The 21,574-nt window shown below is 60.3% G+C and carries 14 protein-coding genes; 6 read left to right on the top strand and 8 right to left on the bottom strand.

The window, feature by feature from the left end; translation table 11 throughout:
• Positions 1-43: 43 nt before the first annotated feature.
• Both QEH57_RS15005 and QEH57_RS15000 read right to left on the bottom strand, forming a co-directional pair.
• Complete coding sequence (locus QEH57_RS15005; protein WP_309007569.1) at positions 44-1,837, bottom strand: MbnP family protein; 1,794 nt, start codon at positions 1,835-1,837, stop codon at positions 44-46.
• Positions 1,830-4,859 carry a sulfatase-like hydrolase/transferase gene (locus tag QEH57_RS15000; protein WP_309007568.1) on the bottom strand — a complete coding sequence of 1,010 codons (3,030 nt, stop codon included), beginning with the start codon at positions 4,857-4,859 and terminating at the stop codon, positions 1,830-1,832. The genes QEH57_RS15005 and QEH57_RS15000 overlap by 8 nt, the downstream gene beginning before the upstream one ends.
• Before the next feature lie 423 nt (positions 4,860-5,282).
• Here QEH57_RS15000 and QEH57_RS14995 point away from each other — a divergent pair, with 423 nt between their 5' ends.
• The 4 genes from QEH57_RS14995 to QEH57_RS14980 all read left to right on the top strand — a co-directional run bounded on the left by QEH57_RS14995 (position 5,283) and on the right by QEH57_RS14980 (position 12,582).
• On the top strand, positions 5,283-7,118 hold the full coding sequence (locus QEH57_RS14995) for a HAMP domain-containing sensor histidine kinase (protein WP_309007567.1): 1,836 nt from the start codon (positions 5,283-5,285) through the stop codon (positions 7,116-7,118).
• Between the two features lie 129 nt (positions 7,119-7,247).
• Positions 7,248-7,787 (top strand): sigma-70 family RNA polymerase sigma factor, encoded by a 540-nt coding sequence (locus QEH57_RS14990; RefSeq protein ID WP_309007566.1) that lies wholly within the window; start codon positions 7,248-7,250, stop codon positions 7,785-7,787.
• A gap of 2 nt (positions 7,788-7,789) precedes the next feature.
• Positions 7,790-8,839, top strand: coding sequence for a FecR domain-containing protein (locus tag QEH57_RS14985; protein ID WP_309007591.1), 1,050 nt, complete (start codon positions 7,790-7,792; stop codon positions 8,837-8,839).
• 134 nt (positions 8,840-8,973) lie between these two features.
• A complete protein-coding gene (locus QEH57_RS14980; protein ID WP_309007565.1) occupies positions 8,974-12,582 on the top strand; it encodes a TonB-dependent receptor plug domain-containing protein in 3,609 nt (1,202 codons plus the stop codon).
• Here QEH57_RS14980 and QEH57_RS14975 read toward each other — a convergent pair.
• The 6 genes from QEH57_RS14975 to QEH57_RS14950 all read right to left on the bottom strand — a co-directional run bounded on the left by QEH57_RS14975 (position 12,579) and on the right by QEH57_RS14950 (position 16,670).
• Entirely contained in the window at positions 12,579-13,850 is a 1,272-nt protein-coding gene (locus QEH57_RS14975) for a sugar efflux transporter (protein ID WP_343224785.1), read from the bottom strand. The two genes, QEH57_RS14980 and QEH57_RS14975, sit on opposite strands and share 4 nt — an antisense overlap.
• A 104-nt stretch (positions 13,851-13,954) precedes the next feature.
• Entirely contained in the window at positions 13,955-14,398 is a 444-nt protein-coding gene (locus QEH57_RS14970; RefSeq protein WP_309007564.1) for a hypothetical protein, read from the bottom strand.
• 157 nt (positions 14,399-14,555) lie between these two features.
• Entirely contained in the window at positions 14,556-14,747 is a 192-nt protein-coding gene (locus QEH57_RS14965; protein ID WP_309007563.1) for a hypothetical protein, read from the bottom strand.
• 135 nt (positions 14,748-14,882) lie between these two features.
• Positions 14,883-15,740 (bottom strand): mechanosensitive ion channel domain-containing protein, encoded by an 858-nt coding sequence (locus tag QEH57_RS14960; protein ID WP_309007562.1) that lies wholly within the window; start codon positions 15,738-15,740, stop codon positions 14,883-14,885.
• A 37-nt stretch (positions 15,741-15,777) separates the two neighbouring features.
• Positions 15,778-16,026: a hypothetical protein gene (locus QEH57_RS14955; protein ID WP_309007561.1), complete on the bottom strand. Its 249-nt coding sequence runs from the start codon at positions 16,024-16,026 to the stop codon at positions 15,778-15,780.
• 5 nt (positions 16,027-16,031) lie between these two features.
• Entirely contained in the window at positions 16,032-16,670 is a 639-nt protein-coding gene (locus QEH57_RS14950) for a sigma-70 family RNA polymerase sigma factor (protein WP_309007560.1), read from the bottom strand.
• A 266-nt stretch (positions 16,671-16,936) separates the two neighbouring features.
• Here QEH57_RS14950 and QEH57_RS14945 point away from each other — a divergent pair, with 266 nt between their 5' ends.
• Both QEH57_RS14945 and QEH57_RS14940 read left to right on the top strand, forming a co-directional pair.
• Positions 16,937-18,790 carry a PAS domain S-box protein gene (locus QEH57_RS14945; RefSeq protein WP_309007559.1) on the top strand — a complete coding sequence of 618 codons (1,854 nt, stop codon included), beginning with the start codon at positions 16,937-16,939 and terminating at the stop codon, positions 18,788-18,790.
• A 1-nt stretch (position 18,791) separates the two neighbouring features.
• Entirely contained in the window at positions 18,792-21,569 is a 2,778-nt protein-coding gene (locus QEH57_RS14940; RefSeq protein ID WP_309007558.1) for an ATP-binding protein, read from the top strand.
• The last annotated feature ends 5 nt before the right edge of the window (positions 21,570-21,574 follow it).

The raw sequence follows: 21,574 nt of genomic DNA, 5'->3' as shown, positions 1-21,574 counted from the left end.
CATTGGCAAATGGCGGGTGTGACAGCTTTTCCAGAGGCGGGGCCTACTCGAAGCGCGGGTCGGTGAGGGTGCGGAGGAAGGCGACGAGGGCGGCTTGGTCGGCGTCGCTGAGCTGGAGTCCGGTGGTGGGGTGCTTGGCGAGGTTGGGGTCGAGCGTGCTGGATTTTTGAATACCCGAGTTGTAGTGGGCGATGACCTCTTCGAGGCTTTGGAATCGGCCGTCGTGCATGTAGGGAGCAGTGGCGGCGACGTTGCGTAGGGTGGGGGTGGCGAAGCTGTAGGCGTCGCTCTCGCGGCCGGTGAATGCGGCGCGGCCGCGGTCGTCGGTGGGCGGAAGGCCGTTGTTGTGGAAGAGGTTGTCGGAAAAGGTGGCGGAGCCGTGGCAGTGGAAGCAGTCGGCCTCGTAGAGCTGGCGGCGGGGGTCGTACTCGGTGGTGAAGAGCTCGAAGCCGCGTTTTTCCTGGGCGGTGAGTTCGGTTTGGCCGGCAACGGCGGAGTCGAACTTCGACTGGTAGGAGGTGAGGGTGAGGAGGAAGCTTTCGAGGGCGATGCCGAGGCGTTCGGCGGTGATTTGGGGGTCGCCGAAGGCGGCCTGGAATTGGGCGGCGAATACGGGGTTCGCTTGCAGGCGAGCGAGGAGGTGGGGGAGTTCGGCTCCCATTTCGGTGGGGTCTTGGATGGGGTGGAGGACTTGCTCGCGGAGGCTGGCGGCTCGTCCGTCCCAGAAGAAGGAGGTTTTCCAGGCGAGGTTGAGCAGGGGCATGGATTGGCGGCGGCCGAGGCTGCCGTCGAAACCGACGCTGAATTGGCGGGGATCGGCGAAGGCGTTTTCGGCGCTGTGGCAGCTGACGCAGGAGAGGGCGCCGTTGCGGGAAAGGTCGGTGGAGTGGAAGAGGGTTTGGCCGAGCTCCACGCGTTCTTGGGTGAGCGGATAGTCGGTGGGGAGGTTGGGGATGGGGAAGTTTTTGGGAAGGGAGAAGGGCAGCGGGGTGCCGACGAAGGCAGCTGCGGGTGGGGCGGCTGGGGCGGAGCTGGTGGCGGAAGCTGTCGCGTGGGAGCTGCGGGTCGCGCTGAAGGCCTTGGGGAGCTGGGCGGCGAGGCTGATAGCGACGGGATCGCCGGGGCGGGAGTGGGTGGAGCTGCGCTCGAGTAGGGAGAAGCCTTGTCCGTCGAGCAGGGCGCCGAGGTCGAAGGCGAGTTCTAGGGACTGGGGCGAGTCTCGGTGGGCGAGGTCGAGGGGGATTTCGACGGGGACGAGGAAGGCGTCGTTGGCGAGGTGGTAGGAGAAGCCGAGCTGTTCGGTGGCGTCGGTGGCGGTGGCGTAGCCTTCGATGGCGCAGAATATGTATCCGGATTGCCATGACCAGTGCATGGCGTTGGCGATGGAGCTGAGTGGATGGCTGGCTGGGTATTGCTTGGGGTCGGAGTGGTTGAGGTCGGGCGGGAGTCCGAGGTTGAAGCGGATGGCGGTGTAGTCCCCCGGGGGAAGATCGAGGGTGGTGGGGGCTGGATCTGGAGTGAAGGCGTCGACGTAGTGGAGCGATGGAGACGCGGGAGTGGCGTTGCCTGCGGCGTCGACGAAGGCGAGGTCGGAGAGGTAGTAACTGAGACGGCTGAAGGTGAGCAGCGTGCCGGAGGCGTTGCGATGCCAATGGGCGTCGCGGATGGGGGCTTGGTTGAAGCTGTGGTGGTGCGTGAGGCTGAGAGGGGTGGCGAGGAGGGAAGGGGGAAGGGCGAGGAGTGAAAGGAGAAGGGTGAAGAGTGAAAAGTTGGGGAGGGGGATCCTGCAATGTGGTGCGGCGCGAGCGCCGACCGTGCGTTGCAGTTGCTCAATCACTGTAGCCTCCTCCTAGGGTGGCGTCGATGTCGCGGAGGTGGTTGTAGGCGGCAAGGGCGTCGCCGGAGAGGGTGGAGAGGTTGAGGGGGGATTGTTCGTTGGCGTCGGTGGGGAGGTGGTAGAGCTCGAAGCTGGGGGTATCGGCGGAGCTGTCTTTGTCGCCGAAGATGATGAGTTTGTACTCGGGGTAGGTTTCGGAGCGGAGGGCGCGTCCGTTGCCGGTGGCTTGTCCAAATTTTTCGGATACGATATAGCGACTGTCCATGGCTTGGCCGCGGAAGAGGGGGAGGAGGCTTTGGGAGTCGATCTGGAGGTTGGCGGTGGCGGCGTTGAGATCGATGCCGGCGAGTTCGACGATGGTGGAGAAGAGGTCGGTGCAATGGACGAAGGTGTCTTCGGTGTTGCCGGCTGTGGCGGTGACGTCGGGACCGGCGGCGAGCATGGGCACGTGGATGCCGCCTTCGTAGAGGTCGGCTTTGGCGTGGCCGTTTCCGAATGGAGTTTGGGCGACTTGGTTGGGGGTGCCGTTGTCGCCGATGAGGATGATGTTGGTTTTGTCGAGGTCGACGGATTCGAGCAGGCGACCGATTTCGGAGTCGAGCGCTTCGAGGGCCTTGATGTAGAGGTCGGTGTTGGTGGTGCCGCTGGTCGAGTATCCGTTTTCTGGAGTCACGTAGGGAGCGGGATCGTGGAAGGGTGTATGCGGCGCGTTGAAGGCCATCCATACGAACCAAGGCTGGCTGTCGCGGGCTTCGATGTATTCGACGGCTTCGTTGACTTGGTCGGTGGTGGTGTAGGTGGTGACGTTGGTGGTTTGGGTGCCGTCTTCGACTTTTGTCCAATCGTTGTAGTCGCTGACGCCGCCTTGCAGGATGCCGGCAAACTTCTGCCAGCCGCCGCGGTCGGCGGGGCCGGAGCGTCCTCCGCCGAGGTGCCACTTGCCGAAGGAGGCGAGGCCGTGGGGAGCGTCCTGGCTGGCGAGGAGTTCGGGGAGGGCGGTTTCGCTGGCGGCGAGGTTGGCTCCGTCGGGGTTGCCGACGCCGTGGCGGAAGGGGTGGCGTCCGGTCAGGATGCTGGCTCGGGTGGGGGAGCAGAGGGGGTGGGCGTACGCATTGGAAAAGTGGATACCGCGTTGGGCGAGTTTTTCCATGTGGGGGAGATTGGGGAGGGGGACGTTGGCCGCGGCGTTGTCGAAGGGGCTGAAGTCGATGCCCCAGTCGTCAACGATGAGCAGCAGAATGTTGTTGGCGGTGGAGGCCTCGATGGTGATGGCGTTGGTGGAGGTGCGGGTGGTTTCGCTGCCGTTGGGCGGTGTGAAGGTGATGGTGACGCTGTAGTTGCCGGGGGCGAGGGTGGAGGTGTCGAGGGTGAAGTCGACGGTGCCGCCGGTTTGGTCGTAGGCGGTGATGGTGACTGCGATGCCGTTGACGGCGAGGGTGACGACGTTTTGGGGAGGGAGCGGCGGGGTGGTCGCGGAGGTGGCTTGGAAGCTGGAGGAGGAGCCGCTGCCGGGATTGGAGTTGGAGGGGGTAGCGAGCTCGAAGCCGTCGTCGTCGAAGGGGGCGATGCTGGCGAGTTCGATGCGGTGGAAGAGGGAGTCGGCGGAGGCGTAGTCGACGTTTTCGCTTGCGGCTGCCTGCTGTTGCGAATCGACGGCGATTGGATTTGAGATCTGTATCCATTCTTTGAGGTCAGTGGATTCCTTGACGACGTAGCTGCCGCCTTCGGCCCCGGTCCAGACGAGCGAGATCATGCCGGTATCGGCATCGATGTCGGAGCTTTCGAGCTGGGGAGCGGCTTCCGGTCCGCCGCGGTAGATGACTTGGGCGTCGTCGGGGAGGGTGTTTTCGGCTCCGCCTTGCACGGGAGCGAAGTAGTAGCGACCGATGTTGTAGGGGAAGGTGGGGGTGCCGTCTTCGAGGATGCAGGTGAAGTAGGCCCAGGTGCCTTCGGGAAACTCGGGGGTGACGCAGTAGCGGACGTTGTATTCGTTGAGGTCGAAGTCGGTTCCCAGGGTGAGGCCGAGGTCGCCTTTGTAGGCGTAGTCTTCGAGGTAGTGTCCGAGGGTGTAGGTGGCGTTGACGTTGGGGCCGTAGCGATCGGGGGAGAGGGTGGTGGAGCTGTAGCTGGGGTCGTTGCGCACGAGCCATTGGGGGAGGGTGGCGCGCCCGGTGGCGTTGAGGTTGACGGAGCCGTTGCTGCCGTCCCGCTTTTGGTAGCCTGTCACCATTCTTCGGATACCGCTCTCGGGATCGAGCGGGTTGCTGTAGCCGTAGGGGCCGTAGATGGGGAGTCCGTCGACGACCCAGCCGATGATGGGGGAGTGTTGGCCGTTGCCGCCGATTTGCTCGGTGTAGCGATTGGTGGCGGGGTCGTAGGAAACGGAATCGCCTAGGAGGTGGCGCAGGGCGGGGGGATTGGCGTGGTAGTGGTGGTTGGCTCCGGCTTGGTGAGCGTTGGCGGCGTCGAAGGTGACGGATTCGTTGACGTAGGCGTCGCGGTTCCAAACGCCGTCGCCGCGGAAGTTGCTGTTGGGGGTGGCGTCGGTTGCGTTGGAGTTGGAGTAGGAGAAGGCGTCGCGGGAGTCGAACATGGCGATGCCGTCGACGAAGTAGCCGATGGTGCCGAGTCCGGTTTGGGTCTTGGAGCTGGAGATGGCGGTTGGCTGGAGGGGGATCTTGAAGAGGGTGGCTTGGTTGGCGGGGTAGTTGGGGAAGAGGTTGGTCTTGGCTTGGTTGAGGTACCAGGGGCCCATGGTGTGGAAGCCGAGCCCGCTGGTTCGGATGTAGGCGAAGCTGTCGCTGACGGCGATTTGGTGCACGCCGGCGTAGGTGGGTTGGCTTTGCTCGCCTGCGCCGCGGGACCAGGTGGTGACGGCGTTGGCGGCGGTTTCGTCGGCAGTGCTTCGGTAGATGCGGGCGTAGCGGCCGGCGCCGTCGGTGTACCAGGAGTCGAGAAGGGGCCGGGCGGGAAGCTGGGTCGCGAGCGCGAGGAGAAGAGGGAGCAGCGTGAGGCGAGTCATTGGCAGGGGGGATAGAGGATTTGAACGTAGATTAGGCGGGGTGGATGACAAGATAAGTGCAGCTACATTACAGAGTTGTAATATTGAGGCGGCTGCTCCTGCTTTTTGGGGACGTTTTGTATTGGGAATAAGAATACGAACGGGAATAGTTGACTCTAGGGAATCTGTTTGGTTCGGTGGGGGAGGCTGGATGTTTGGAGACTGCTGGGTTGGTGCTTTTAGCGGTGGGAAGGAGGCTGGGGTAGGTAGCGCGGGCAGGTCTGCGCTTAGGGACTTGGTGGATAGCGTTAGGTGCAATTTGCAGTTCGTTCCTCTCCTCTTGGCTTTGAGCGAAATGCTGGTATTAATGTACCTATGTTTTGGGGCGCGATTACGGCATGCGGTTGGGCGGAGAGGGGCGCTGTGTCGTGGCTGGGGAGAGGCGTGTTGTTGGCGTTTGGCGGGTTGTTGGGGGCGGGTAGCGTTCAGGCTGCGGAAGCGTCGAGGCGTGTGCTGGCGATCGGCCCTTACGCGGAGGCGTTGCCGTTCCAGGCCGGTTTCATGTCGGGACTGGCGGAGGGCTTGGGCAAGGACGTGGTTCTATATCGCGAGTATTTATCGTATCCCGCTTTTAGCGGAGAGGAGCACGAGGCGAATTTCGAACGGTACTTGAGGGGGAAGTATCGTCAGGAGCTGGACCTGCTGGTTCTGTTTGGCGATGGGGCGATTCGTTGGGGGCAGCGTTACGAAGGGTTTCACTCGGAGGCGAAGCGGTTGAACCTGATCGAAAGCTTGCAGCTGGGCGGCGAGGTTCCCGAGGGGGAGCTTTCGAACTACGTCGTTTTTCCGGAGCAAAACTTTTCGGAGGTCCTGGAGCTGATCGCGCGGGTGGAAGGCAGCGGACCTATCCAGGTGGTCTACGACGAGGAGAGCTCGGTGAGCTCCCATTATCGGGGGACGGTGGAGCGCGCGGCGACGGCTTTGGGCTTGGGATCGCGGATGGTGTATTTGGGTGGAAGCTTTAGCGAGATTCGGGCTCGCTTGGAGGGCTTGCCGGCGGGAAGCCCGGTGGTCCTTCTGCCTTATTTCAAGGGCGCCCAAGGGGAGCCTGCGATCCCGGCGGAAGGGATGCCGCATTTGATCGAGGGTTTGCGGCTGAAGTTCTACACGATGTGGGATACGCTGATGGTGGACGGGGTGCTGGGCGGCAAGATGATGCTATCGCAGCGAGCGGGAAGGATGGCGGCGGTGCAGAGCCTGCGCCTGATGGGCGGCGAGGCCTTGTTGGGAGAGGATGTTTTCGGGGAGGGGCTGTACGCCTATGTCTTTGACGACAGTTTGCGTCGCCAGTTTGGGATAGCCGCGTCGCTGTTGCCTGAGGGCAGTCTTTTGCTGAATCGGAAGCCGCGCTTTTTCGAGGAGTACTACTGGCAGAGCTTGTTTGTAGTGTTCGCCTTTTTGGGGTTGCTGGCGTCGATCGTGTCGCTGCGTTTGATGGTGAGGCGGAAGACTCGCGAGCTGAGGTTACGTAACCAAGAGTTGAATACGACGCTCAGGCAAAAGAACAAGCTATCGGAGTTGGGGCGGAGCATGACGATGCTGGCTCACGACTTACGCTCGCCCATTTGCACGATCAAGACCTGTAGCGACTTGATGGCGGACACGTCGAATCTACCTGTGGATCGAGGGTGGCTGGCCGAGAGCATGGGCGAGGCGTCGAGGAAATGCTTGTCGATGATCAGCGACATGCTCGACTATGTACGTACTTTGGAGCCGAAGATAGAGACGCTCCCGGCCGAGGAGTTTATCGCTTCCTTGGAGGGGGAGATTGCTCGTTCAGTTGCGGCGTTTCAAGGAGTGCCGGTGCAGTGCCGATTGCTCGGGCGGGGGGACGTTAGCTTGGATGCTATGAAGGTGAGCCGAGTGGTGGTGAACTTGGTGAAGAACGCGCTGGAAGCTTTGGACCAGGCGAAGGTGGAGGATCCGCGGGTGCTGGTGGAGGTCGAGGTGGGCGAAAGCGAAACCGCGATTTCGGTATCCGACAATGGGCCCGGGGTGGGCAAGGAGATCGCCGAGCGTTTGTTCGAGCCGTTCAAGACGGAGGGGAAGTCTGCGGGGACTGGGCTGGGCCTCGCGATCGCCAAGGAGTTCGTGGAGGCGCACGGCGGGGAGATCTTTTGCGATACGGAGTTCGGGGAAACGGTGTTTCGGATTAGGCTCCCGAACAAGCGGTCCCGAGTGGATCGAGTGGCGTTGGAGAACCAGGATTCGGTCCGGTAGCTCGGGTGGAGGGAAGGGCGCGGGAGGGCTCGATTCAAACTGTCCAATTTCGTGGCGGTCGCTTTTTCGTTTAGTCCAAGCTGTGGTCTGGGGTGTCTCGATAGACAAGTACCACCCCGTATCCAGCCCATGTTTAATGTCCGAACAAGCCAAGAGGACTCTTGGTTCGCCGAAAATCTGTATCCCCACGACTCGGTTCTACGCGCCTGGCTAAAGAGCAAGTTTCCGACTGGCGTCGATATCGACGATGTCGTGCAGGAGGCTTACCTGAAGGTGATGAAGGCCAACCGCAAGGAGGTGGTTCGGGCCCCGAAGGCCTTTCTTTTTGCGACGGCGAGAAATGCGGCCCTCAATGCCTTGCGGTATGCGAAGGTGCGGGAAGAGCATCGGGCGGTGGCGATGGAGGAGTGCGACTTTGTCGAGGAAGGCAGCGAGGTGCACGAGAGGGTGGCTCGGAACCAGGAGCTGGAGATCTTGACGAAGGCGATCCAGTCCTTGCCGGATCGTTGCCGGCAGATCTTCACGCTCCGGAAGGTGTACGGGATGTCCCAGCGGGAGATCGCTAAGAAGCTCAATATTTCGGCGCGCACGGTGAACGCGCAGATCACGATAGGTGTGAACAAGTGCGCGGACTTCGTAGAAAGATATTGCGCGTCAGGTAAGCTGTGAAGATGGAAGAGGAACCGAATCAGTTCTCGGAATCCGAGAGAATCAGGGAAGCCGCGTCGGAATGGCTCGCGAAACAGGACTCCGGTTTGGAGCCGCATGAGCAGGACCGGTTTTTCGATTGGTTGGCGGAGAGTCCCTTGCATGCCGAGAAGTATGGGGAGCTGAAGCGGATTTGGGATCGCATGAACCTTTTGGCAGAGTGGCGCCCGGAACATAGCTTGGAGCCGAATCCCGATCTGCTGGCGGTAGCTCCGCGTCGCGTCGTGCACGCGCGAGGCTTGGCTTGGGCGGGAATGGCGGCTGTATTGGCATTTTCATTACTCGTTTGGTTCTTGGTTCTGCAAGGCGGCGGTTCGGAGCCGACGATGCTGGCTTCCGGCGAATCGGCCCGCTACTACGAGCATCACGTGCTGGAAGACGGTTCGGTGGTGGAGCTGAATCGCGGCGGACAGGTGGCGGTGCGCTTCCTGGAGGACAGGAGGTTGGTGGACCTGCTGGCGGGCGAGGCGCATTTTACGGTAGCGAAGGATGAGGAGCGACCGTTTGTGGTGCGGGCGCGAGGGACGGTGGTGCAGGCGGTGGGAACCGCTTTCAACGTGAGCTTGAGTCCGGACGAGGTGGAGGTTCTCGTGACGGAAGGGAAGGTTTTGATGAACCCTTCGATCGCGACTACGCGCGATAGTATCGTGGACGAGCTCGAGCCTTTGGTGAAGGCCTTGCAAGCAGGGCAGCGTTCCGTGGTTTCGCTCAATTCGAAGCTTGTGCCCTTGGTGGTGGAGGAGGTTTCGACGGTGGTGATCAAGCAGCGTCTTGCTTGGAAGAACGAGACCCTAGACTTCACGGAGACACCGCTATCGGAAGTGATCCTGGAGTTCAATCGCCGCAACCATACCCAACTGGTGATCGCCGACGCTGAGCTTCTGGATTTGCCGATTACGGCGGCGATTCGCCCGAATCGCATGGACGAATTTGTGGAGCTTCTTTCGCTTACGGAGAATGTTCGATCGGAGCGAAGTGGCTTGTCGAAGATAACCTTGTATCTCGATCGATAGGAGCTCTTTGGATCTTAGCCAGAATTTATATAATATATAAGGTTCTATTTAGTTAATTAATAATAGCGAAGTGTCATAGGGACGAGCCGATTTAGCTATGCCCCTTGCCCACTCTTTCAAGTCCTGTATTGCTGATGTTATATCGTTGCCAACGCAACGTTTGGATTTTGATGGTCGGCGTGCTCTCGACGTGGGCGGGTATCCTGTGTCCGGATACTTGCGGCGCTTACTTCGATGTGGAATCGGGGGATGCGGCCGAGGCCTTGAAAGTTGCGGCGCGTCAAGGTGGGGTGGAAATCCTGATTTCAGTTGGGGCTTCGTCCGAAGTGCGGACGAATACCATCGAGGGGCACTACGAAGTGCAAGAAGCCTTGGACTTGATGCTGGAGGGCACCCCGCTCGTGGCCGTCCCGGTTAGTCGGGGAGGAGCTTATGGAATCGTAGAGCGGTCGAGATTGGCTGGAGCCCGGACGGGGGCCGACGAGTCCGCTGACTTACAAAATACAAATAACGAATCTCAGATGAATTTTGAACCCAATAAGAAAAGCAAAAAGCTAGGTAAGCTCTTTAAGGGCCTTTTAGCGGTCGTTGTCCCTGTGGCGGGCAGTGCCCAGAACGATGGATTGGAGGACGGGCAGGTTTTTGAGTTGTCCCCTTTCGAAATTAAGAACTCCGAAAACGATATTGGCTACTATTCGGAGAATACTCTGGCGGGTAGCCGTTTGAACAGTAGCATTTCGGATCTGGCTTCCTCGATCACGGTGGTGACTAGCCAGCAGCTTGAAGACACGGCTGCGGTGGATATCAACGACGTTTTCCTCTACGAAGCCAATACGGAAGGGATGGGGAACTATACTTCCTATGAAATCGATAAGGACGGGGCGGTGCGCGACCACGGGGCTGGACGGAGCAATGGCGGTGTGGCGAGTGGCCCTTCCACGGCGAATCGTGTCCGCGGTATTGCTCCGGCGGATACTGCTAGGGACTATTTTCCGAGTATCGCCCGTATTCCTTTCGACTCGTACAATACGCGCTCGGTAGAGATTAACCGCGGTCCGAATAGCATCTTGTTCGGACTCGGGAGCGCGGCCGGTATCGTGAACCAGAGCCAAGAGAAGGCGATGATCGGTACGGAGTCCGGCAAGGCCCAGGTTCGGCTGGGGAGTTGGGACGCGTTTCGCGTAAGCGGGAACTACAACACGACCATCGTTGAGGATATTCTGGCGGTGAACGTGGCGATGTTGCACGAGGAAAAGGGGTTCCGTCGCAAGCCGTCCTACGATGAGACGGATCGGCAGTATTTGGCAGTCACCTACAAGCCTTCGGAGAAGACGACCTTTCGTGGCACTTACGAGAACTATGAAAACGAAAATCGCCGTCCGAACAATGTGACCCCGCGTGACATGGTCACGCCTTGGAAGGAGGCTGGAAGCCCGACCTGGAACCCTACGACCCGTAGCTACACGTTGAATGGCCAGACCTTTGGTCCCATCGACTCCAACAGCGATTTGCCGGCTGGTTTGGCGGCGCCTTCCACGCGTCCGGTTTTCCACTACGACCAAGGGAGCTTGCTTGGCGGCAACCAGCGTAGCTTAGGTAACGACGCAGGCGTGGTCGCGGGCGGGACGGTTTACCGAATGTTGCGTACGAATGGTGAGACGCTCGATCCGCTCTACATCTATCCGGGCGTGACGAATCAGGATCTCTACGATTGGGAGCATTTGAATATCATTTCCAGCAATGTTGGCAGCGCGGACGCGTCGATCGCGACCTTGGAGTGGGATCAGAAGATACTTCCTAACCTGTATTTGAACGTTGGATATATCGAGGAATCGTACGAGGCGACCAATAGCTACTTTATCGGCCAGCAAACGGGCGCTACGATCGAGATAGACCCCAATACCCACCTTTTGGACGGAAGCGCGAATCCTTATTTTGGACGCCCTTTTATCGAGATTCGCGAACCGGACGATTTTGTGCAGGTTGAGGACAACGCTGCATTGCGGGCGACCTTGGCTTACGAGTTGGATTTTACGGAGAGCGATGGTTGGATGCGTCACTTCGGATCGCATCGGGCCATGGGGTTGATGAGTTCGCGTGAATACGATACGGCTTATTACCGTTGGCGGCAAGTGGCCTTATCCGACAATCCTTGGGTTGACCAGAGCAATCGGGTTGGCGGAGTGGGCGGGGCCATCTATAAGCGTATGTACCTTGGTGGCTCTGACGGAATCGTGTCTAACGATCCTGGATACATTTTCAATGGTCCTGAGACGGCAACTTTGTCAGTGGCCTACCCGTCCGGTCCAGTGGCGGCGGACGCGAGCCTTGACTCTTTTACTTCGGGAAGCGAAACGGTGGCGCTCGGCCGCACGCTGCATTTCGTGTCCGATGGCGGGCAGCAAGAGACGGATTCGGAAGCCTTCGTTTTGCAGAGCCGTTTGTGGGACGATAAGATCGTAACTACCCTTGGTTGGCGTCAGGACGACAACAAAGGCCGCACCAGCAGCTTTCCGGCGATTGACCCGAGCACGGGCATGGCGGATCCGGCGGATGTAGCGGTTAACTTCAACGACTGGCAGGAAGTGTCGGGCTCTACGAGTACGGCCGGCATCGTATTTAAGCCGACCCCGTGGTTGAATTTTCACTACAACGAATCGGACAACTTCACCCCGGCCGGCGTCGTGTACAATATCGGCACAGGCGAGCCGTTGCCGTTGCCTACTGGCGAAGGCAAGGACTGGGGGATTGGATTGAACCTGCTCGACGGAAAGCTTTACGCGAACTTGAACTTCTTCGAAGCAGGGCAAGTGAACTCTCGGGTCGGAGGCACGGGGACCTTTATCTGGCGTATGGGCTATTTCGACGAAGACTTCTTCGGGGACTGGGCCCGCTACGTAGCGCAAGAGGAAGGCCTTTCTGGAGCTGCGGCGGAGGCTCGCGTGGCGGAGATCACGCAGTATCCGGACAATTTCGCGACCTATAACGATTCTGTTTTGGGAACGAGTACCTTGGAAGCGAAAGGCATGGAGCTGCAGGTGGTTTACAATCCTACCAAGAACTGGAACTTCAAGTTCAACGCGGCCCAGCAGAAGACGGTCTACAGCGATATCGCTCCCGAGTATACGGCATGGAAGGAAGAGCGGGTAGCCTTCTGGAAGGCGGCACGTTCGGATGCCTTGCCGGAAGGATTCCAAAGCTTCTGGGACTACGACAACGATAACGCTCCCTTTGACATCGGAACCAAGCGAAATGCTTTGCATGGAGTTTTGAATACGCCGGAGAAGTGGTTCAATACGAACGTGGATGCGAACATGGCCTTGCAGCGAACCCTTGCGGGCAAGAAGACGCCGGGCCAAAAGGAGTGGCGTTGGAACGCGATCACGAACTACATGTTCATGGACGGCAGCCTGAAGGGCTTCGGCGTGGGTGGCAGCGTTCGTTGGGAAGATGCGGCGATCATTGGCTACCTTGCTGGACCGGCGGATTCGGACGGCGTGGTGCGGCAGCTCGACGCGGACAAGCCGGTGTACGGAGGCGACGAGACGCATGTCGACCTTTGGGCGAGCTACACGATGCCTTTGAAGGGGGACCGGGCGGAGCTTAAGTTCCAGCTCAACGTGCGGGACGCGTTTGAGAGCGGTGGCTTGAAGGCGATCGCGATCAATCCCGATGGCGAAGAGACCGCCTTCCGCATCGTGGATCCAAGACAGGTATTCTTTACTACGACCCTCGCTTTTTAAGCCTCCGTTTGAGAAGCAGTGGGTTGGCGGAGATCCCGGTTTGGGGTCTCCGCTTTTTCGTGTTTGGTGGGTCCGTCCTTGACGCGAAGGATGAGGAATAGTCCGAAGAAGGTGAGGGTGGCGCAGACGAGGAAGGTGTATTGGTGGCCCCATTGCTCGAGGATGAAACCGAAGGTGAGCATGCCGAGGAGATTGCCGATGGCGCCGGCGTTGGAGAAAAGGGAAGTCGCGAGGCCCATCTGCGTGGGCGCGAGGTCTTGGAAGTAGAGGATGGCTACGTTGGAGAGGATAGCGAAGGAGGCTCCGCTCAGTAGTTGAAGCGTGTATACATGCCATGGTTGGAAGGCCATGAAGAGTCCGGCGAAGTAGAGTCCCGTTATGACGAATCCGAGTTTGATTAGAAGGAGTTGGTGTCCTCGGGTGGCCAGTTGGCCGAACCAGATCATCAAGGGGATTTCCGCGATGGGGCCGATGGCGAATATGATGCCGAGGTCGCTCTCGCTACCATTGAGGCTGCGGGTGATGGCGAGGGGCAGATTCATCATGTTGATGGCGGTGGCGGCAAATACGGCGGCGAAGGCGATGAAGCTGAGCAGAAGCTTCGGGTGGCGGAGGGTCGTCCAGATGCTGGGCGGACCGCTTGGGGATTCGCTCGCTTTCGGCTTTCGCTCGGGGACGAACCTGAGGACGCCGATAAAGAAAACGGTGTAGAGCAAGGCGGCGGCGAGGAAGAGTCCGCGGAAGCCGAAGGCGAGCAGCATGGTGGCGCCGAGGGCAGGGCCGACGGTCCATGAAAAGGAAAAGGTGACCCGCACGACGCTCATGCTGATGCTGGAGCTTGTCGAGTTGTCTCCAGAGAGTTGATACGTTTCCCTGACGTGGGAAAATAGCTGGGCGAAGCAGATGGAGGCCACCGCGTGGAAGCTGCAGCCGATGGCGAGCAGGGCTGCGGTGTTGCGGACGAGAGCGTAGCCGGCGAAGCCGAGGATGCCGCCGATGCTGCCGAGCAGGAGCATTTGGCGGCGGGAGAAGCGGGAGTCCGAGAGGCGAGCGAGGGCGGTGCTGGCCAGGATGGCGCAGAGGGAGGTGGCGGTCATGAACAGACCGAAGCCGCTTGGAGTCATGCCAACCTCTTCGAGCCCCCATTTGGATAGGAAGGGCGCCGCGAATGAGAAGGCGGTGCCTAGGGCGAAGGTGGAAGCGAGCAGACCGCTAAAGTTCGCTTGCTGGTGGAGGGCTTTGATTCGTTGCAGGGAGAAGATTCTCATCGGACTTGCCGAGATGTAATCTTGCGCGGGCCTGCGTGGGGGAGGCTGCCGAATTCTGACGGTAGGAGCTTTGCCTCGTTTCTTTGCGAGCGGGTTGCTGGGGACTATGGGGTGGGGTGGAAAAAGAAGGGGGGCGGGGTCTTTTGTTTTGCCTCCTCCGCCCGGCGTTTCTCCTGTTGGCTGAGCCAGCTGCGCGCTTGTTCGAGGTTGTTGCAGATGTGGAATTTCCAGCTGAGGTTTAGGCGAAGGCAGAGGGAGATGTATTTCTGGTAGACCTCCCGGACTTCAGGTCGCGAGGCGATATGGATGACGGAGAGTCCTCTGAGGTAGGAGCCCATGCCGATGTCGTGGGAGGCCATTTCGACAATGCCGTTGGCGGGCAGGTCGAAGGACTCGATTTCGGATCCGTCGAAGATCTGGTAGTGGCAGTGGTCGCTGAGGGGGCTGTTGGAGAAGGTGCGGTTCTTGGTCTCGATATCTGCGAGAGTTACCGTGCCCCAGAAGCGGGCGTAGAAGCCGTGGGTTTCCCATTTCGTTTCGAGTGGCATGCAAACGTTTCGTTGAGTTGGCGTCGCTGGATTGACGACTGGTTCCAAAATTGGTCGAGGAGTGGCCGTTTATATCGTATCCATTTATCTGCTACGGATAGTGGATTATTCGGCCGGACTTCGCGGGAGGCGAAACCGGGGAGGAGTTGTATGGTCTTTAGAGAGCTCTGGGCTCGAGGCTTGTCACAATTATTTGGTGACAAATGTTGTTGCGGTCTGGCTTTTCGCTGTGGATCTGGGCGTTGGCTTCCGGCGCGGCGACGGCGGAGGGGCTAAACCCGAGGGCGACCGGGAGCAGGACGATCGCTGCGATCTGAGTATGGCGAAGGATTGTCGGGACTGGGCGCATGGTAGGGTTTTGGACGCGTCCGGCTCGACGGATGGTCACAAAAAAAAAGAGCGCTGGAAGCGCTCTTTCTGCGGTCCGCCGATGGGTCGGGCGGGTCCGGGTTCGGTTTGGGAAGGGGAACGGTTTGCGTTGCGGCTATTCGACGGTGCGTCCGCGTACGGGTTCGGAGATGAGCTTTTCGTTGGGGATGATGACGAAGCCGCCGTCCGGACGCTTCAGCTTGGTGGTGACGGGGCCGATGCCGGCGATGGTCATGTCTTCTCCGTCGAATTCGATTTGGGTGCCGACCTTGTAGATGTCGCGAGAATAGACGCCGGAGACGATGCTGCCGGCCATGCGCTTGAGGCCGAGGCCGAGGGCGAGGGCCAGGGCCAGGGCGAGGGCTCCGAGCAGGATTTTTACGGTCGCGTTGAGCAGCTCGGTTTGGATGTTTATCTTGGAGAGGGCGACGGTGAGGATGAGGATGAAGATGAAGCCGAAGACGACCTTGGAGAGGGTGCGGGCGTACTCGAGGCCCATTTGGTCGAGGGCGTTGAAGACGGCGTTTTTGATGACGTCGGCCACGATGAAGCCGAAGAGCAGGATGAGCCCGGCGGTGAGGGCGTTGGGCATGAAGGAGATGATCGCTATGATAATGTCCGAGATGTCCTGGATGGAGGCGGACTGGGCGGCGATCTTGATGACGAAGAGCATGGTGAGCCAGAACACGAGGGAGGCGGTGAAGGAGCCGGGGCTGGCTTTGATGCCGGCTCGCAGCAGCTGCGCGGTGAAGCCTGAGCGTTCCAGGAGGTTGTTCACTCCCAGCTTGTCGAAGACGATGCGGACCAGCTTGGAGAGGACCTTGGCGATTGCGTAGCCGATGAGCAGGAGGATGACGGCCAGCAGGAGCTTAGGGAGGAACTGGGCGAAGTCGTTGGCCATCTCGGTGAGGGCGGTTCGGACTTCTTGGAAGAAACCGGAAAGGGAAAAGTCGGCGGCGGCTAGAGGGATCATTGGCGGAGGATTCTGGAGGTTGGAGAAAAGGGATTGGCTAGGCTCGGTAGTCGGATTGCTCGTCACCCACCGTATTGGCGGCGACGTCCATGAAGCCCAGGATGACGGCTGGGAAGCCGCGAAAGACGAAGGATGCGGTGTCCTTGATGGCCTTTTCGTGCAGGCTGCGTTCGATGACTTTTTCGACGCGATCGGGGTTGGGGGCAGGGGTGTCGGCGAGGCCGGCCTGCTCGAAGAGGAGCTGGAATTCGGCTTCGTTGAAGGAGAGTGCGTTTGGGCTGTCCATCTTGCTTAGGAGTGGGGGGTGAGCGGGGTGGGGGCGTCGGCGCCGGCGCGTTCGTAGGCGGCCTTGAAGGCTTCCATGGCGCGGTAGTAGCGCATCTTGGCGGCGGAGGCTCCGAGGCCAAGGGTGTCGGATATTTCCTGCAGGGTCATTCCGAGCATGAATTTGTAGGTGATGATTTCTTTGTCCTTCGGTTTTAGGTGGTGGAGGGCCTCTTGGATGCGGGCGGCGCTTTCGGTTTTGTGAGGGTTGCTTTTGCCGTGGGCGGGCGCCTCTTTTTTGACGTGGTCTTCGTAGGCCTCCTGGACTTGTCGTTTCCTCACGATCTTAGAGATGCGAGTGCGGCAGTAATTGTGCACAATTTTATACAACCATGTTTTGAAGGCGGAGCGGCCTTCGAACTGGTGGATCTTGTGGAAGACCTGGATGAGGGCGTCCTGGGCGACCTCTTCGGCGTCCTGGGGGGAGCCGATAGTTTTCAGGCAGAAGTTGTAGACCAAGCTTTCGTAGCGCCGGACCAGCTCGCGGTAGGCGACGATCTCGTCGGGGAGCTGGAGTTTGCACAGGGCCACGAGCTCGTCGTCCGATAGCTGTTCGAGAGCGGGGGGAGCTTGGGGCGGGACAAAGCGTATCTGGTTGGAGGACAAGGTCGGAGGATTGTGCCGGAGCGGAAGGTTTGCAGTTACTACTAGGCTTATGCCTTTTGGGAAGCAGGGACAGTCAAAAGAGCGCCCTTTTTTGCAGTTCGGGCGGCGGGGCTTCGGACGGCTATGGGGACAGCGGGACGGAAACGTCATTGCCGAAAATTAACTTTGCCGCGGGCTCTCGCTTCGTGCTAGACGGTGGGGTCTTCGCTTATCGAATCAATCCAGCCTTATTCTCCTGAGTAAGAGGCAACTCCGCAGTTTGAACCATGAAGTCGTTTATTCCTAAAGTTGATCGCTCCCTCGAGACTCAGGAGGGCCAAGCTTCGCCTTACGATCAGGCGGAATACCTGCGGGCCATCTTCGAGACGACTCCGGAGTGCATCAAGGTGGTCTCAGCGGATGGAACTTTGCTGCAGATGAATCCGGCCGGGCTGGAGATGATCGAAGTCGACTCCGGCGCGAATGTGGTGGGCGGTTGCGTCTACGACGTGATCGACCCGAAGGATCGCGAGGCATTCCGGGACTTTAACGAGCGGATCTGCTCCGGGGAAAGCGGCGTCTTGAAGTTCGACCTGGTAGGCCATCGGGGTACGCGTCGGCGCATGGAGACCCATGCGGTACCGCTCAAGCAATTCGACGGGACCTATGTGCAGCTTGCCTTGACGCGGGACGTGACGGCGCGGGAACGCCGCGACGAGGACATTCGCGAGAGCGAGGCTCAGTTTCGCTCCATGGCCAACGACGCGCCGACCATGCTCTGGATTACCGAGCCGGACGGAAGCTGCTCGTTCCTTTCGCGAGCGTGGTGCCAGCATACGGGCCAAAGCGAGGACGCAGGCTTGGGCTTCGGCTGGCTCGACCGCGTCCATCCGGACGATCGCCAGCGCGCCGCCGAGGTTTTCCGCAGGGCGAACGAGCGTCGAGAGGCCTTCTCGTTTGATTGCCGGTTGCGGTCCGCGGACGGGACTTACCGGTGGGCGATCGATTCCGGGCGCCCGCGTTTCGACGACTCGGGAGCGTTTGTCGGTTTCGTGGGAGCCGTTATCGACGTGCACGAGCGCAAGCAGGCGGAAGAGTTTCGCTCGGGGCAGGCTCGGGTTCTCGAGATGGTGACCAGCGAGCAGCCTTTGGAGAAGATCCTCGAAGAGCTAGTGCTGTTTATAGAGAAGCAGCTTCCGGAGACGAAGGGGGCGATCTTGCTTTTGGACGAAAAAGGAGAACGCTTGTTGCATGGAGCGGCGCCTCACTTGCCCGCTGCCTACAACGAGACGATAAACGGGATTGCGGTTGGGCCCAAGGCGGGATCCTGCGGGACGGCTGCCTATCGTGGCGAACGGGTGCTCGTCTCCGATATCCAAAGCGATCCGCTTTGGGAGGATTTTAAGGAGTTGGGGGCTCGCTACGGGCTGGGGGCCTGCTGGTCCGAACCGATTCGCTCCAGCTCAGGGAAGCTGCTCGGGACGACGGCGATTTATTTCCCCAAGCCGCAGGAGGCTACGAGCGAGGCGATCGAGACGCTCGAGGCGGCCGCCCGTTTCGCCGGCATTGCCATCGAACGCCCCCGCGCTCAGATGGCGTTGCGTGAGAGCGAGGAGCGTTTCCGGGCTCTCACCAACGCGTCCTCGGACGTCGTCTACCGGATGAACGCGGATTGGACGGAGATGCGAATGCTGGATGGTCGCGAGTTCCTTGCCGATACGCGTGAGTCTAAAAAGGAGTGGGTGGAAGAGTACATCCCACTGGAGGAGCGTCCTCGAGTCCTCTCGGCGATCCGCCAGGCGATCAAGAGGAAGGGCGTTTTCGAGATGGAGCATCGCATCGTGCGGGTGGATGGTTCGATCGGGTGGACCTATTCCCGGGCAGTCCCGATGCTGAATGCTCGCGGCGAGATCACGGAGTGGTTCGGAGCGGCCAGCGATGTCACCTTGCGCAAGGAGGCGGAAGAGAAGCTTCGGAGGAGCAATGAGGAACTGGCGCGGTTTAATCGGGTCGCTGTGGACCGCGAATTGCGGATGATCGAGCTCAAGAGGGAGATTAACGACCTTTGCAAGGAGCTCAACCGACCTGCCCGCTTCCCATTGTCATTCGACTCCAGCGCGAACCCGTCTCCGAAATCTTAATATGCCGAAGGTATCTCTCACTCATCAGGACGGTTTGCCGGAAGGGGATCTTTACTCGCCTCCTCCAGAGGTCGAGCTGGAGGCTGTACTCCGAACCGAGCTGCTGGAGCAGCGCCTGGCCCGCTCGCCCGACTACCAGACGGAAGCGGAGACCCTGCAGCTCCTCGCGAAGTACTTGGCAGAGTCCCCCCGCGACATTTTGCAGAAGCTTTCCGAGGTCATTCTCGGGGCGCTGAGGGTGGAGTCGGCTGGGGTGAGCTTGCTCTCCGAGGAGAGCGGCGACTTCTACTGGCCCGCGATCGCAGGCGAGTGGGAGCCGCATGTCGGCGGCGGCACCCCGCGCAATTTCGGTCCCTGCGGCGTCGTTCTCGATAGAAACGGCGGCCAACTTTTCCAAAGGCCCGAGCGGTACTACCCGTATTTGGAGCCAGTCTCGCCCGGGATTCACGAGGTGCTACTGAGTCCTTTTTATCTCAATGGCGAAGCGGTGGGGACGGTTTGGGCGGTTTCGCACGACCCGCAGCGTTGCTTCGATTCCGAGGACCTGCGCCTGCTCACGAGCATCGGCTCCTTCGCGTCGGCTGGTTTTGCTTCCTTGGAGGCGGTCTTGGAGCTCGAGCGGGAGCGGGAACGCTCGCAGGAGCGCGAACGCGCCTTGCAAGGCAGCGTCGACGAGCTGGAAGCGGCCCGCCTGGCGGCGCTAAATCTGATGGAGGATGCGGTGGAAGGCCGTACCCTTGTCGAAAACCTTAACCAGCAGCTCAGCGCCACTTCCGCTCGCGACTCCTTTCGCGTGGCCCTCGCCGATGCCCTGCGCCCGCTGGCGAACCCGACGGATATCCAAGCGAAGGCTGCCGAGATCCTAGGGCGGCAGTTGGGCGTTAGCCGAGCCCTCTACGTGGATGTGGGAGCGGACGAGGAGCATATCACCGTCCATCGGGACTATGCCGACGGCGTGCCCACTTCGAGCGGCCATTTTTTGCTGAGCGACTTCGGTTCCTTCGTGGAGACGGAGAGCAGGGCGGGCCGAACCATCGCCGCTTCCGACGTCGAAGCCGACGAACGCCTTTCCGATGCAGAGCAGGAGGCCTATGCCCAATTGCAGATCGCTGCCTTCGTCAGCGTTCCGTTGGTCAAGGCCGGTCGCCTGGTCGGCCTGTTCGGAGTGCATAGCGCCCAGCCTCGCATTTGGGCGCCGGAGGAGATTTTTCTCATCGAGGACACCGCGGAGCGCACGTGGGCGGTGGTGGAGCGGGCTAAGGTCGAGCACGAGCTGCGGGAGTCGGAAGCGCGTTTCCGCATCCTTGCCGACAATATGGCCCAGCTCGCTTGGACTTGCGACGAGTTTGGTACGGTCAACTGGTACAACCAGCGTTGGTTCGACTACACGGGCTGCGGCATGGAGGAAATGCAGGGATGGGGCTGGACGAAGGTCCATCATCCCGAGCATCTCGAGCGAGTGAAGGAAAGCGTCGACCGGGCCCGCCTTTCGGGCGAGATTTGGGAGGAAACCTTTCCGCTGCGGCGAGCCGACGGCGAATTCCGCTGGTTCCTGTCCCGCGCCGTGCCGATTCGAAACGAAGCGGGAGAGATCGTGCGCTGGTTTGGAACCAATACGGACATCACCGAACAGCGGGCGGCGGAGGACGCCTTGCGCGAGGCCGACCGTCGCAAGGACGAGTTTTTGGCGACCTTGGCCCACGAGCTGCGCAACCCCTTGGCTCCGATCCGCATGGGCTTGGAGGTGATGAAAGTGGCTATGGACGATCCGGACACGATGGCGGAGGTCCGCACCACCATGGAGAGGCAGACGCTGCAGCTGATCACCTTGGTCGACGACCTCTTGGACGTATCCCGCATCACTCGCGGCAAGCTGCACCTGCGCAAGTGCCGCGTCGACTTGGCCGAAGTCATCCGAAGCTCGATCGAGGCCTCGAAGCCGTACATCGACGAAGAAGGGCATGAGTTGACGGTCTGCTTGCCCGAAAAGCCGATAGCGCTGGAAGCCGATCCGAACCGCTTGGCTCAAGTCGTTTCGAACCTGCTCAACAACGCGGCCAAGTACACGCCGGAAGGCGGTCGCATCTGGCTGAGCTGCGAAGCGCAGGGCGACGTGGCCGTGGTTTCGGTGAGAGACAACGGCATTGGCATTCCGGAAGACATGCTGGAGCGGATCTTCGAGATGTTCGCCCAGATCGACCGGCCGATGGAGAAGGGTTACACGGGCTTGGGAATCGGGCTGACTTTAGTGAAGTCGCTGGTGGAGATGCACGAGGGGGAAATTTCCGTGCGCAGCGAGGGATTGAACCAAGGGACCGAGTTTAGCATCCGCTTGCCCATTCTCAGGGCCGAACCCGAAGGCGGGAAGCAATCGCCGGAGGGCCCCAAGCCGAGCGCTAAGGGAGGCAAGGCGCGGGTGCTCATCGTGGACGACAACCGGGATGCTGCCACCATGTTGAGCTCCATGATCAAGATGTTCGGCTACGATATTCGGATCGCCCACGACGGGATGGAGGCCATCGAGATGGCTGGAGAATTCCAGCCCAAGGCCATCCTTATGGACTTGGGCATGCCCAAGATGTCTGGATACGAGGCCGCCGAGCGGATCCGCCAGCAATCCTGGGGAAAAAGCATTACCCTTATCGCCCTGACGGGCTGGGGGCAGGACGAGGACAAGCGCAAGACCAAGTCGGCGGGCTTCGACCACCATTTGGTGAAACCGGCCGATCCGGTCGAAGTGCAAGCCCTGTTGGCGAAGTCCAAGGAAACCACCGCGTGAGCAAC

The sequence above is a fragment of the Pelagicoccus sp. SDUM812005 genome, from assembly GCF_031127875.1.
In the GTDB taxonomy this organism is placed as follows: domain Bacteria; phylum Verrucomicrobiota; class Verrucomicrobiia; order Opitutales; family Opitutaceae; genus Pelagicoccus.
Note: the sequence above shows the minus strand (reverse complement) of the source record. Positions and strands in the feature narration are given on the sequence as shown.